Source organism: Amycolatopsis sp. SID8362 (genome assembly GCF_010550475.1).
Classification (GTDB): Bacteria; Actinomycetota; Actinomycetes; order Mycobacteriales; family Pseudonocardiaceae; genus Amycolatopsis; species Amycolatopsis eburnea.
Genome location: NZ_JAAGNB010001767.1, coordinates 1 through 12451 on the forward strand (window position 1 = coordinate 1; position 12451 = coordinate 12451).

Here is a 12451-nt window from a genome sequence, read left to right on the forward strand (position 1 = left end):
GGAGGGCGCTTCGGGCCGCGGGCGCAGCGCGAACACGGCGCCGATCGCGCCCAGCGTCACCACCGCGGCCAGCACCGCCGTGAGCAGCGCCGACCGGGGCGTCCGCGCTGCCGTAGTCCGCATAAGACAGAGCGTAAGCCGGTTCGCGACGGTGTGTGGGCGACGCCCGGGCCGATGTGGCTGAAATCCCCCGGCGGTGCACCCGATCGGTGAGGTACCGGCTCGCGCTGCGTGTCCGTCTATGTTGTCCGAGTGACCAACCCGAACCTTCCCCCCGCCTTGTACCTGCCCACCGGCCCGGCCAGCGCCGAGACCGAAGGCGCGTCGATCGAGCTGCGCCGGACGCCGGACGGGCGCACCGCGCTGGTCGCGTTCACCGCGCTCGACCGGCTCATCGACTGCTGCGGCGAGCACCAGCCGTGGGTGCTGGTGAACACCGAGCACCTGGCGAAGGTGCACGCGGCGAACCCGTACGACGTCATCGTGCTCGACTCGCCGCTGCCCCAGGAGCTGCGCCACCACGTCTGAGCGTGGTTCACCTCTCACTCAACTGACTCGCGACGTCATATCCGTAGACTCCCCGGTACCGCGTGGGCGGTCAGCAATGCAGCTGTCGGGACGCAGGAGGTGCGGGGTGGCCGAGCAGGTCGGCGAATCCACCGGTGGTCCGGTGACCAAGATCCTGGTCGCCAACCGGGGCGAGATCGCGGTACGCGTGATCAGAGCGGCCAAGGACGCCGGTCTGGCCAGCGTCGCGGTGTACGCCGACCCGGATCGCGACGCACCGCACGTCCGCCTCGCGGACGAAGCCTTCGCGCTCGGCGGGACCACGGCCGCCGAGAGCTACCTGAACTTCGACAAGCTCCTGGACGCCGCCAAGCGCTCGGGCGCCGACTCGGTGCACCCGGGCTACGGCTTCCTCTCCGAAAACGCGGACTTCGCCCAGGCCGTCCTCGACGCCGGGCTGACCTGGATCGGGCCGAGCCCGCAGGCCATCCGCGACCTCGGCGACAAGGTCACCGCCCGCCACATCGCGATGCGCGCGGGCGCGCCGCTGGTGCCGGGCACCAAGGAGCCGGTGCAGGACGCCGCCGAGATCGTCGCGTTCGCCGACGAGCACGGCCTGCCGGTGGCCATCAAGGCCGCGTTCGGCGGCGGCGGGCGCGGCCTCAAGGTCGCGCGCACCCGCGAAGAGATCCCCGAGCTGTTCGAGTCGGCCACCCGCGAGGCGGTCGCCGCGTTCGGCCGCGGCGAGTGCTTCGTCGAGCGGTACCTGGACAAGCCGCGCCACGTCGAGGCGCAGGTGCTGGCCGACATGCACGGCAACGCGATCGTCGTCGGCACCCGCGACTGCTCGCTGCAGCGGCGGCACCAGAAGCTCGTCGAGGAGGCGCCCGCGCCGTTCCTGAGCGACGAGCAGCGCGCGCGGATCCACGAGTCGGCCAAGGCGATCTGCAAGGAAGCCGGCTACTACGGCGCCGGCACGGTCGAGTACCTCGTCGCGACCGACGGCACGATCTCCTTCCTGGAGGTCAACACGCGCCTGCAGGTCGAGCACCCGGTGTCGGAGGAAACCACCGGGCTCGACCTCGTCCGCGAGATGTTCCGCATCGCGCGCGGCGAAAAGCTGCGGATCACCGAAGACCCCGAGCCGCGCGGGCACTCCATCGAGTTCCGCATCAACGGCGAGGACGCCGGCCGCGGCTTCCTGCCCGCGCCCGGCACGGTGACCAAGTTCGTCGCGCCGAGCGGCCCCGGCATCCGCGTCGACTCCGGAGTCGAGTCCGGCAGCGTCATCGGCGGGCAGTTCGACTCGATGCTGGCCAAGCTGATCGTCACCGGCTCGGACCGGAACAACGCGCTGGAGCGCAGCCGCCGGGCACTGGCCGAGATGGTCGTCGAGGGCATGGCGACGGTGCTGCCGTTCGACCGCGTGATCGTCGACGACCCCGCGTTCATCGGCGACGAGAACGGCTTCAGCGTGCACACGCGCTGGATCGAGACGGAGTTCGACAACAAGATCGAGCCGTTCGTGGCGCCGGACGTCGAGGCCGCCGAAGAAGAGCCGCGGCAGAACGTCGTGGTCGAGGTCGGCGGGCGGCGCCTGGAAGTCTCGCTGCCGGGCGGGTTCGCGCTCGAAGGCGGCGGCGGGGGCGGCACCGCCGTCAAGGCGAAGCCGCGCAAGCGGGCCGGTGGCACCAAGGCCGCGGTCAGCGGCGACGCCGTCACCGCGCCGATGCAGGGCACCATCGTCAAGGTCGCCGTCGAAGAGGGCCAGTCGGTCGAAGCCGGTGAGCTGATCGTCGTCCTCGAGGCGATGAAGATGGAGAACCCCGTCACCGCGCACAAAGCGGGCACCGTGACCGGGCTTTCGGTCGAGGTAGGCGCCGCCGTGACGCAGGGCACGCAGCTGCTCGAGCTCAAGTAGCGCAGTTCGTTACGGATGTCGTGGTGGGCCGCCCCCGAGGCGGCCTACCATCGACTACGTGACCGAAGTCCCGTCTCCGCAGCTGCGGATCAGCGACCAGAACCGCGAGTCCGCGCTGTCCGCGCTCGGTGAGCACATGAGCGCGGGGCGGATCGACATCGACGAGTACGGCGAGCGCTCGGCGCGGATCACCGCGGCCAAGACGCGCGGCGAGCTCGTCGAGATCTTCGCGGACCTGCCCGCGCCGCACCCCCAGTACGAAGAGGTCCAGCAGGCCGTCGCGCCGGCCCCGGAAGCCGCCCCGGCTCCGCGGCCGCCGAACCGGCCGGACGGCTGGACCGGCGGGCAGCGGTTCGTCGCCGCGTTCCTCCCGCTGATCTGGATCGCGACCATCGCCCTGATCGCGACCGGCGTCGTGCACGGCGCGCTGATCCTCGTCCCGATCGGGCTGAGCATCTTCGGCCGGGCGATGTGGGGCCACGGCGGCGGCCACCACGACCGCCACGACCGGCACTTGCGCGACCGGGAGCGCCGGCGCGAGCTGCGCGACTCGTTCCGCGAGCACCGGCGCGGCCTGGACCGCTGAGCCCGCCGTGAGCGACATGCGGTTGAGCGACGCCGAACGCCAAGACGCCCTGGACGTCCTCGAGGAGCACGTCCGCAGCGGCCGCCTCGACATCGACGAGTACGGGTCCCGGTCCGCGAAGGTCACCGCGGCCAAACGGGTCAGCGAGCTCGTCCCGCTGTTCGACGACCTGCCGTCGCCGCGGCCCAGCGCGTTGCTGAACGGCGCTGCCGCCCCGGTGGCGGCCCCGCCCGGCGAGAACGCGCTTTCCCAGTTCCTGACGCGCAGCGCGGTGCCGATCGCGATCGTGCTGGCGATCGCGGTGCTGATCCTGTCCCGCGGCCGGCTGCTGATCATCTCGGTCGCGCTGCCGCTCGTAGTGGCGGCGCTCGCGCGGGTCCGCCGCCCGCGCTGATCTCCCCTTCACCGGCAACCGAACCGCCGCACCGGGCGTGGTGGGGGTGCAGGTCGGGGACAAGGGAGAGACGATGAAACGCAAGTTCTGGGGGCGGCTCGTGGCGCCCGTCGTGGCCGCGCTTTCCGTGGCGGCGCTGGCGCAGCCCGCGGACGCCGCGATCCGCATCGCGTGGCGGCCGACGGTCCTGCCGTTGCCGTCCGGCGGGGGCACCGGTGTCCTGACCGGATCGGACGGCAAGGGCGAATACACCGGCACGTTCGACGTGAACGGCGTGCAGACGGTCGTCAGCTGGCGGAACGGGCAGCCGGTGGTGCGGGGCGTGCCGAGCGGGTACGAGGCGGCGCTCGCCGCGGACGAGAACCCGTCGGGCGTGGTGGCCGGCACGGTGCACGACTACGACACCTTCATCAGCCGGGCGTTCACGCTGGACGCGACCGGGTTCCACATCCGCGAGGTGCCGGCGGGCTACGACTACGTGTACGGCGTCGCGATCAACGCCCGCGGCGACCTGCTCGGCCGGGCCACGCAGTTCGGCAGCGGCGGCGCCGAGGCCACGGTGCTGTGGCGCGCGGACGGCAGCGCGCCGGTGCTGATCCCGAAGACGCCGGACACGTACTACGCGCGCGACCTCGACGAGGACGGCACGATCCTGTTCGACTCGGGCAACCGCTCGGCGCTGTGGAAGGACGGCGTTCTCCGGTACCTCTCGCCGGAGCCGTCCCTCCAGGCCTGGGGCTCCGCGATCCGCAACGGCGTCGTGGTCGGGACGGCGATCCGGGGCGGCGTCGAGCAGGCGGTCCGCTGGTCCTCCGCCACGAGCCCGTGGGTCGCACTGGCGGGCGGTGGGCGCGCGCTGAGCGTCAACAAGGCGGGCCTGACGGCCGGGCTGGTGCCGAACCCGTCGGGGCCGGTCATCGTCGGCAACGCGATCGTGTGGCGCACCACGACCCCGGGCGAGGTCCGCGCACCGAGCGGCTACTCGACGTTCGAGGCGAAGGTCGCCGCGGACGACGGCTCACTGGCGGGCTACGCGGCGAACAGCCCGAGCGACTCGTACGGCGTGCCGGTGGTGTGGCGCCTGACCCCTTGATCGGAATTACTCCGTTCGCCGCGCAACATCCCCCCGTCCGGACCGATGAACCCGGTGCGGTCGGGGGGAAACGGAGAATCGATGAGCAGCAAGTCCTGGGTGCGGTTCGCCGCACCCGTCGTCGCCGCGGTTTCGGTGGCGGTGCTGGCGCAGCCCGCCGGCGCGCTGGGGATCCGCATCCCGTGGCGCCCCACCGTCCTGCCGCTGCCGGCCGGCGGCGGCAACGGGTTCCTGACCGGGTCGAACGGGAAGGGTGAGTACACCGGCACCTTCGCGGTGAACGGCGTCCAGCAGGTGGTGAGCTGGCGCGGCGGGCAGCCGGTGGTGCGCGGGCTGCCCGCCGGGTACGAGCGCGCGGACGCGGTGGACGAGAACGCGGCCGGGACCGTGGTGGGCACCGCCTACGACTACGAGACGAAGACGAACCACGTGTTCGTCCTCGACTCGACCGGGTTCCACGTCAAGGAGAACCCGCCGACCTGGGAGAACCTGTATGCGGTCGCGGTCAACACCCGCGGCGACGTGCTCGCCAGGGCCAACCGCACCGGCCCGTACGCGGCGACGGTCGTGTGGCCGGCGGACGGCACCGCGCCGACGATCATCCCCTCGGGCAACGACACGTACTACGCCCGCGACCTCGACGACGACGGCACGGTCCTGTTCGACTCGGGACCGACGTCGGCGCTGTGGAAGAACGGCGTGATCCGGCAGCTGTCCCCGAGCCCGGCGGCGTGGGCCGAGGCACTGGCGATCCGCAACGGGGTCGTCGTCGGCAAGCGGGGCTGGGGCGGGGGCGAGCAGGCGGCCCGCTGGTCGACCCCGGATGCCACGGTCGGCCTGGAGGGCGGCGCGTCGGCGATCAGCGTCAACCAGGCGGGCTTGACGGCGGGGCTGCTGCCGAACCCGTCGAGCACGATATGGCCCGGCAACGCGACGGCGTGGCGGGGAACGGTCCCCGGCGAAGTCCAGCGCCCGGGCACGTACACGCAGTTCCAAGCGCGCCTCGCCGCGGACGACGGTTCCCTGGCCGGCTTCGCGACGAACGGCTCGTTGGACGAGGGCGGGGTGCCCGTGGTCTGGCACCTGACCCCCTGAGCCGCGCTGCTCGCCGGGCCGGGAGCGGCGTGCTCCCGGCCTGGCTAGGCTGGGCGGAGTGGAACCGGTGGAGATCAACGCGGGCACCTACTACCTGCGCCAGCTGCGCGCCGACCGGCACCTGGACGACCGCCCGCTGCTGATGGAGGCGTTCGCCGACCCGACGCACCGCAAGTACGTGCTGAACTACCGGCTGCGCACCCTCGACGAGGCCACGGAGTACGTGGCGCTGCGCGCGGCCCAGTGGGCGGGCGACGAGCGCTGTTCGTGGGCGATCGCCGAGCCGACGTCCGGGCGCCTGCTGGGCGAGGTCGGCCTGCGCGAGCTGAACTTGGACGCGGCGTACGCGGAGGCGACGATCTGGGTGCACCCGGCGGAGCGCGGCAAGGGGATCGCCACGACGGCGTTGAGCGCGGCCCTGCGATTCGGCTTCGGCGGGCTGGGCCTGGCCGAGGTGAGCTACCGGTACGAGGAGAGCAACGCGGCTTCGGCGATCGTCGCCGAGCGCTGCGGGTTCACGCGGCTGGGTCCGGAGGACGAACTCGCCCCGACGGGCGAACGCCTGATCCGCTGGCACCGCACGTCCTGACGACAGCCCTCGCGACTCGGCGGTACTGCTCGCTCAGGCTGAGGAACCGCGACACCACCGCCTGTGCCGGTGCGACCTGAACAGCTGCGGCAGCTCACCGGCCGTCCTGGCGACAGCCCCCGCCACTCCCAGGGGGGCGGCCCCGAGGCCAGTCTATCGGCGCCCCCGGACGAAAGCCGCCTTCTCGCCGCCCCACCGCCGCCGTTGTCCACAACTCGCGGGGGCTGTGGACAGACGACTCAGCTCACCGGCTCCACGATCCCGGCCCGTGCCTCCGGGGCCGCCGACCGCAGCGCGTCCGCGGCTTCGTCGTTCGGCTGGGACTGCGACTCCCGCTCCGCCTCGACCCGCGCGTTGTAGACCTCGATCTCGCGCCGCACCGTTTCGGGCGACCAGCCGAGGACGTCGCCGACCAGCCCCGCCACCTGCTCCGCGCAGTCCACGCCGCGGTGGGCGTACTCGATCGAGATGCGCGTCCGGCGGGCCAGGACGTCCTCCAGGTGCAGCGCCCCTTCGTGCGAAGCCGCGTACACCACCTCGACGCCCAGGTAATCCGGCGCGTGCTCGATCGGCTTCAGCAGCTCCGGACGGCCGTTCGCCGCCGCCAGGACCTCGTTGACCAGCGAGCCGTAGCGGTCCAGCAGGTGCCGGACGCGGTACGGGTGCAGGCCGTGCTCGGCGGCCACGTGATCGGCCTGGTTGACCAGCGCGTGGTAGCCGTCCGCGCCGAGCAAGGGGACCTTGTCCGTGATCGACGGCTGCGAGCGGCCCGGCAGGTCCACCGCGGCCGCGTCGACCGCGTCCGCCGCCATCACCCGGTACGTCGTGTACTTGCCGCCCGCGATCGCGACCAGGCCCGGGGCGACCCGCGCCACCGCGTGCTCGCGCGAAAGCTTCGACGTCTCTTCGCTCTCCCCCGCCAGCAACGGGCGCAGGCCCGCGTACACGCCTTCGATGTCGTCGTGCGTCAACGGCGTCGCCAGCACGCTGTTGACGTGCTCCAGCAGGTAGTCGATGTCGTGCTTCGTCGCCGCCGGGTGGGCGAGGTCGAGGTTCCAGTCCGTGTCGGTCGTGCCGACGATCCAGTGGTTGCGCCACGGGATCACGAACAGCACCGACTTCTCGGTGCGCAGGATCATCCCCGACTCCGAGACGATCCGGTCGCGCGGCACGACGATGTGCACGCCCTTGCTGGCGCGCACGCGGAACCGCCCGCGGCCGCCGGAGAGCCGTTGCAGCTCGTCGGTCCACACGCCGGTGCAGTTGATCACCGCGGCCGCCGAAATCTCCGTCTCGCGGCCGTCTTCGACGTCCCGCACGCGCACGCCGGACACCCGGTCCGCCTCGCGCAAGAACCCGACGACCTGCGTCGACGTCCGCACGACCGCGCCGTAGTGCGCCGCGGTCCTGGCCACCGTCATGGTGTGGCGGGCGTCGTCGGACTGGGCGTCGTAGTAGCGGATCCCGCCGATCAGCGCGGACCGCTTGAGCGCCGGCACCATCCGCAGCGCACCCGCGCGGGTCAGGTGCTTCTGGCCGGGAACGCTGCGGGCGCCGCCCATCGTGTCGTACATCAGCAGGCCGGCCGCGGTGTACGGGCGTTCCCACACGCGGCGCGTCAGCGGGTAGAGGAAGCTCACCGGCTTCACCAGGTGGGGCGCGATCGTCGTCAGCATCAGCTCGCGTTCGCGAAGCGCTTCGCGGACCAAGCCGAACTCGAGCTGCTCCAGGTACCGCAGGCCACCGTGGAAGAGCTTGCTCGACCGGCTCGACGTCCCCGAAGCGAGATCGCGGGCCTCGACCAGCGCGACCCGGAGCCCGCGCGTCGCGGCGTCCAGCGCCGTGCCCGCCCCGACCACGCCGCCGCCGATCACGACGAGGTCGAACGTCTCCTTGCCGAGGCGCTGCCACGTCTCTTCCCGCTTGACCGGGCCCAGTCGAGCCGGGTTCGTCTCCGCTGCGTGCTGCGCCACGTGACATTCCTCCTCGTGCCGGCGAGGCTTCCAGCATCGCACGACCCGGTGATCATCCGCCCGTCCACGGATGACACTTGTGGCGTAACCCTCCGCGATCTTGAAAAGATTCCGCTACCCGGTGCTTGGAATCCGCTTCTACGCCCCGGTAACGTCGCGCGGACGTGGGTCGGCAACGGTGCCGTGGCACGCCGTGATCGACCCTGCGCAGAGTGTCCAGTGTGGAGGTGCAAGCGGTGAGTGCTGGGGCAATAATCGTCTGGGAACTACTGGGAACGGCCGCGCTGATCCTGCTCGGCAACGGTGTGGTCGCGAACCACGTGCTCCGGAAGAACAACGGCCACAACGCCGGCTTCCTGTTCATCAACTTCGGCTGGGCCTTCGCCGTCTTCACCGGCGCCAGCATCGCCGCGCCCAGCGGCGCGCACCTCAACCCGGCGGTGACCCTCGGGCTCGCCATCGCCGACAAGACGCCGTGGGGCGACGTGCCCTTCTACTTCATCGGCCAGATGGCCGGTGCGATCCTCGGCGCCGTGCTCTGCTGGGCCACCTACAAGCTGCAGTTCGACGACCACCCCGAGCCGGAGAACACGCTCGGCATCTTCTCCACCGCACCGCAGATCCCGAACACCGCGTGGAACCTCGTCACCGAGATCATCGGCACCTTCGTGCTGGTCGCGTGGATCCTGCTCAGCCCGGTCTTCGCGGCAGGCGACGGCGGCACGCCGAACTTCGGCAACTCGGCGCTCGGCTACGCGGGCGTCTCGTTCGTCGTCCTCGTGATCGGCACGTCGCTCGGCGGGCCGACGGGCTACGCCATCAACCCGGCCCGCGACCTCGGCCCCCGCATCGCGTACGCGTTCCTGCTGCCGATCAAGAACAAGGCCAACGCGAACTGGGGCTACTCGTGGATCCCGGTCGTCGGCCCGCTCGCCGGCGGCGCGCTGGCCGCGCTGGTCTACCTGCTCGTCCACAACCTGAAGTGATCGCCCGACCCACCGGATTCCTGGAGCGCACATGACTTCGTACGTAGCCGCGATCGACCAGGGCACCACGTCGACCCGCTGCATGATCTTCAACCACGAAGGCCGCGTGGTCTCGGTCGACCAGCGCGAGCACGAGCAGATCTTCCCCAAGGCGGGCTGGGTCGAGCACAACGCCGAGGAGATCTGGGAGAACACCCGCCGGGTCGCCGCGGGCGCGCTGGCCAAGGCCGACCTGACCGCGAAGGACATCGCCGCCGTCGGCATCACCAACCAGCGCGAGACCGCGCTCGTCTGGGACAAGAAGACCGGCAAGCCGGTGTACAACGCGATCGTCTGGCAGGACACCCGCACCGACAAGATCGTCACCGAGCTCGGCAACCTCGGCGGCGGCCAAGAGCGCTACCGCGCCAAGGTCGGCCTCCCGCTCGCGACGTACTTCTCCGGGCCGAAGATCAAGTGGATCCTCGACAACGTCGAAGGCGCGCGCGAGAAGGCCGAAGCCGGCGACCTGATCTTCGGCAACATGGACACCTGGGTGCTGTGGAACATGACCGGCGGCGCCGACGGCGGGGTGCACGTCACCGACCCCACGAACGCGTCGCGCACCATGCTGATGGACCTCGACACCCTGCAGTGGGACGCCGAGATCGCCGGCGAGATGGGCATCCCCCTTTCGATGCTGCCGGAGATCCGTTCCTCGTCCGAGGAGTACGGCAAGGTCCGCGAGAAGGGCGCGCTCGCGGGCGTCCCGATCGCGGGCATCCTGGGCGACCAGCAGGCCGCGACGTTCGGCCAGGCCTGCCTTTCGCCCGGCGAGGCCAAGAACACCTACGGCACCGGCAACTTCATGCTGCTCAACACCGGCACCGAAAAGGTGATGTCGCAGAACGGGCTGCTCACCACGGTCTGCTACAAGATCGGCTCGAACGACACGATCTACGCGCTGGAAGGCTCCGTCGCCGTCACCGGTTCGCTGGTGCAGTGGTTGCGCGACAACCTCGGCCTGATCACGACCGCGGCCGAGATCGAGGAGCACGCCCGCAGCGTCGAGGACAACGGCGGCGCGTACTTCGTCCCGGCGTTCTCGGGTCTGTTCGCTCCTTACTGGCGTTCCGACGCCCGCGGCGCGATCGTCGGCCTCACCCGGTTCGTCAACAAGGGCCACCTCGCCCGCGCGGTGCTGGAGGCGACGGCGTTCCAGTCGCGCGAGGTCATCGACGCGATGAACGCCGACTCCGGGGTCGCGCTCACCTCCCTCAAGGTCGACGGCGGCATGGTGGTCAACGAGCTGCTCATGCAGTTCCAGGCCGACATCCTCGGTGTGCCGGTGATCCGCCCGGTGGTCAACGAGACGACCGCGCTGGGCGCCGCGTACGCCGCCGGGCTGGCGGTCGGGTTCTGGAAGTCCGAAGACGACATCCGGACCAACTGGGCGCAGGACAAGCAGTGGGACCCGGCGATGGACGACGCCCGCCGCGACCGCGAGTACCGGAACTGGAAGAAGGCCGTGACGAAGACCTTCGACTGGGTGTCCGACGAGGACTGAACCGGCCGGGCCGGGGGCGCGGTGACGCGCCTCCGGCCTGCTCGGTCACGGACTCACTCCTCCCAGCCCTCCGGCTTGCCCGACTGCTCGTTCGGCGCGATCACCAGGAACGGCACGCCCTGGTCGTCCTGCACCCGCACCTGACGGCCGTACGGCGAGTCGAACGGCTGGTCCAGCACCTGCCCGCCGAGTTCGGCGACCTTCGCCGCGCTCGCGTCGGCGTCCGCCACCGAGAAGTACGTGGACCAGTTCGACGGCACCTCCGCCGGGACCGACGCCGGCAGCGCGCCCAGCCCGCCGACCGGGCGGCCGTCGAGCAGCAGGACCGCGTACGTGAAGTCGTCGTTCGACAGGTCCTGGAAGCCGTAGCCGAAGACCTGCTCGTAGAACGCCTTCGCCGCCGGGTAGTCGCGGCTCATGCACTCGTTCCAGGCCAGCGCGCCCGGCGCCGCCGTGACCTGGGTGCCGATGTGGTTGCCCGCTTCCCAGAGGCCGAAGACGGCGCCCGCCGGGTCGGCCGCCACCGCCATCCGGCCCTCCTTCATGACCTCCATGACCGGCATCACGACCTGGCCGCCGGCCTCGGTGATGGCCGCGACCGTCTTGTCCACATCGGACACCGCCAGGTACGTCGTCCACACCGCGGGCATCTCCTGGCCCGGCGGCGTCTGCCCGATGCCGGCGACCGGCCGCCCGCGCAGCTCCGCCATGCCGTAGAAGCCGGTTTCCTCACCGCCCGTCCGCACGTCCCAGCCGAACAGGCCGCTGTAGAAGGCCACCGCTTTCGCCTGGTCGGGCACCATCAGGTCCACCCAACTGGGCGTACCGTCCGGCCACCGCTCGTCCCGGAACACCATTTCGACTCCCAACCCTCGTGAACGCCGCCGGGGTGACGGCCGACACAGTCTGGCACCCACCACCGACAAAACCAGGGCCGAAGGACTCAGTGCCCGACGAGCTTCGCGTAGACGACGATGTTGTCGACGTAGTTGCGCGCGGTCCGGTCGAAGACACCGCCGCAGGTGATCAGGCGCAGTTCGGGGCCGGGGGTGTCGTCGTAGACGCCTTCGCCCTCGAAGTCCTTCTTCGGCACCTGGTGCACCTTCGTCACCTCGAACACCGCCGTGGTGCCGTCCGCGCGCGCGATCGACACCCGATCGCCCGCGGCCAGCTCCTTGAGCCGGAAGAAGATGCCCTTCTGGTGGTTCCCGTCGACGTGCCCGAGCACGACGGCCGGCCCGGTCTCGCCGGGCGTCGGCGCGTAGGTGTACCAGCCGGCCTGCAGCGGCGTGGTCACCGGCGGTACCTCGATCGTGTTGTCGGCGTTGAGGCCGAGCGGGACCAGCGAGGAGTGCGCGGCGATCTTCGGGATGTCGATCGACACGGGGTCGGACTTGGGGAGGGCGGCGACGGCGTCCTGCTTGGCGGGTTCGGGCTGCACGGCGACCGGCCGAGCGGGCGGCGGCTGGGCGGTCGGCGGCTCGGAACCGCCGCCGAACACCAGCGCCACGACCACCAGCGCGGCCAGCAACGCGAGGACGAGGGCGATCAGGTAGCCCCGTCTGCTCGTGATCCTCGTCGGCATGTTCTCCCCCTTCTGCTCTCCTGCGGGTTCACACGTCTGGGCGACCCGATCGGTTGGGCCGCCCAGACGCTACCCCGCTCCCCCACGCCGGATCAGCGCCGTCGCGCCCGCCGGGCCAGCACGAGACCGCTGCCGCCGACCGCGAGCACGCCCATGGCGGCCGCGGCCGCGAGCGG

At 71.4% G+C, this 12451-nt stretch carries 12 protein-coding genes; 9 read left to right on the forward strand and 3 right to left on the reverse strand.

Annotated features, from left to right (window positions below; all coding sequences use genetic code 11):
* Positions 1 to 252 precede the first annotated feature (252 nt).
* From G3I65_RS54190 to G3I65_RS54220, 7 genes are all read left to right on the forward strand, one after another.
* Positions 253 to 528, forward strand: a complete 276-nt coding sequence (locus G3I65_RS54190) for an SAV_915 family protein (RefSeq protein ID WP_163046922.1) — start codon at positions 253 to 255, stop codon at positions 526 to 528.
* Between the two features lie 106 nt (positions 529 to 634).
* Positions 635 to 2428: an acetyl/propionyl/methylcrotonyl-CoA carboxylase subunit alpha gene (locus G3I65_RS54195; protein WP_160704197.1), complete on the forward strand. Its 1794-nt coding sequence runs from the start codon at positions 635 to 637 to the stop codon at positions 2426 to 2428.
* A gap of 58 nt (positions 2429 to 2486) precedes the next feature.
* Positions 2487 to 3014: a DUF1707 domain-containing protein gene (locus G3I65_RS54200; protein WP_160704199.1), complete on the forward strand. Its 528-nt coding sequence runs from the start codon at positions 2487 to 2489 to the stop codon at positions 3012 to 3014.
* A 7-nt stretch (positions 3015 to 3021) separates the two neighbouring features.
* The gene (locus G3I65_RS54205) at positions 3022 to 3408 is read left to right on the forward strand and encodes a DUF1707 domain-containing protein (RefSeq protein ID WP_125307280.1); all 387 of its coding nucleotides are present in this window, start codon (positions 3022 to 3024) and stop codon (positions 3406 to 3408) included.
* Positions 3409 to 3481: 73 nt separating this feature from the next.
* Positions 3482 to 4501, forward strand: coding sequence for a hypothetical protein (locus tag G3I65_RS54210; protein ID WP_160704201.1), 1020 nt, complete (start codon positions 3482 to 3484; stop codon positions 4499 to 4501).
* Between the two features lie 81 nt (positions 4502 to 4582).
* Complete coding sequence (locus tag G3I65_RS54215; RefSeq protein WP_160704203.1) at positions 4583 to 5596, forward strand: hypothetical protein; 1014 nt, start codon at positions 4583 to 4585, stop codon at positions 5594 to 5596.
* A gap of 58 nt (positions 5597 to 5654) precedes the next feature.
* Positions 5655 to 6185, forward strand: coding sequence for a GNAT family N-acetyltransferase (locus G3I65_RS54220; RefSeq protein ID WP_160704205.1), 531 nt, complete (start codon positions 5655 to 5657; stop codon positions 6183 to 6185).
* A gap of 239 nt (positions 6186 to 6424) precedes the next feature.
* On the opposite strand, the gene G3I65_RS54225 is transcribed toward G3I65_RS54220, so the two are convergent.
* On the reverse strand, positions 6425 to 8158 hold the full coding sequence (locus G3I65_RS54225; RefSeq protein WP_160704207.1) for a glycerol-3-phosphate dehydrogenase/oxidase: 1734 nt from the start codon (positions 8156 to 8158) through the stop codon (positions 6425 to 6427).
* 236 nt (positions 8159 to 8394) lie between these two features.
* Here G3I65_RS54225 and G3I65_RS54230 point away from each other — a divergent pair, with 236 nt between their 5' ends.
* Both G3I65_RS54230 and glpK read left to right on the forward strand, forming a co-directional pair.
* The gene (locus tag G3I65_RS54230; RefSeq protein WP_191984023.1) at positions 8395 to 9144 is read left to right on the forward strand and encodes an MIP/aquaporin family protein; all 750 of its coding nucleotides are present in this window, start codon (positions 8395 to 8397) and stop codon (positions 9142 to 9144) included.
* A gap of 31 nt (positions 9145 to 9175) precedes the next feature.
* On the forward strand, positions 9176 to 10690 hold the full coding sequence (gene glpK / locus G3I65_RS54235; RefSeq protein WP_160704209.1) for a glycerol kinase GlpK: 1515 nt from the start codon (positions 9176 to 9178) through the stop codon (positions 10688 to 10690).
* Positions 10691 to 10743: 53 nt separating this feature from the next.
* Here glpK and G3I65_RS54240 read toward each other — a convergent pair whose 3' ends face one another.
* A complete protein-coding gene (locus G3I65_RS54240; protein ID WP_160704211.1) occupies positions 10744 to 11547 on the reverse strand; it encodes a VOC family protein in 804 nt (267 codons plus the stop codon).
* Positions 11548 to 11633: 86 nt separating this feature from the next.
* Positions 11634 to 12275 (reverse strand): class F sortase, encoded by a 642-nt coding sequence (locus tag G3I65_RS54245; protein ID WP_160704213.1) that lies wholly within the window; start codon positions 12273 to 12275, stop codon positions 11634 to 11636.
* Positions 12276 to 12451 lie beyond the last annotated feature (176 nt).

Excerpts from the sequence above, each read along its gene's own strand:
- G3I65_RS54240 (WP_160704211.1), bottom strand. The coding sequence starts at position 11,547 with ATGGTGTTCCGGGACGAGCGGTGGCCGGACGGTACGCCCAGTTGGGTG.
- G3I65_RS54215 (WP_160704203.1), top strand. The coding sequence starts at position 4,583 with ATGAGCAGCAAGTCCTGGGTGCGGTTCGCCGCACCCGTCGTCGCCGCG.
- G3I65_RS54210 (WP_160704201.1), top strand. The coding sequence starts at position 3,482 with ATGAAACGCAAGTTCTGGGGGCGGCTCGTGGCGCCCGTCGTGGCCGCG.
- G3I65_RS54245 (WP_160704213.1), bottom strand. The coding sequence starts at position 12,275 with ATGCCGACGAGGATCACGAGCAGACGGGGCTACCTGATCGCCCTCGTC.
- glpK (WP_160704209.1), top strand. The coding sequence starts at position 9,176 with ATGACTTCGTACGTAGCCGCGATCGACCAGGGCACCACGTCGACCCGC.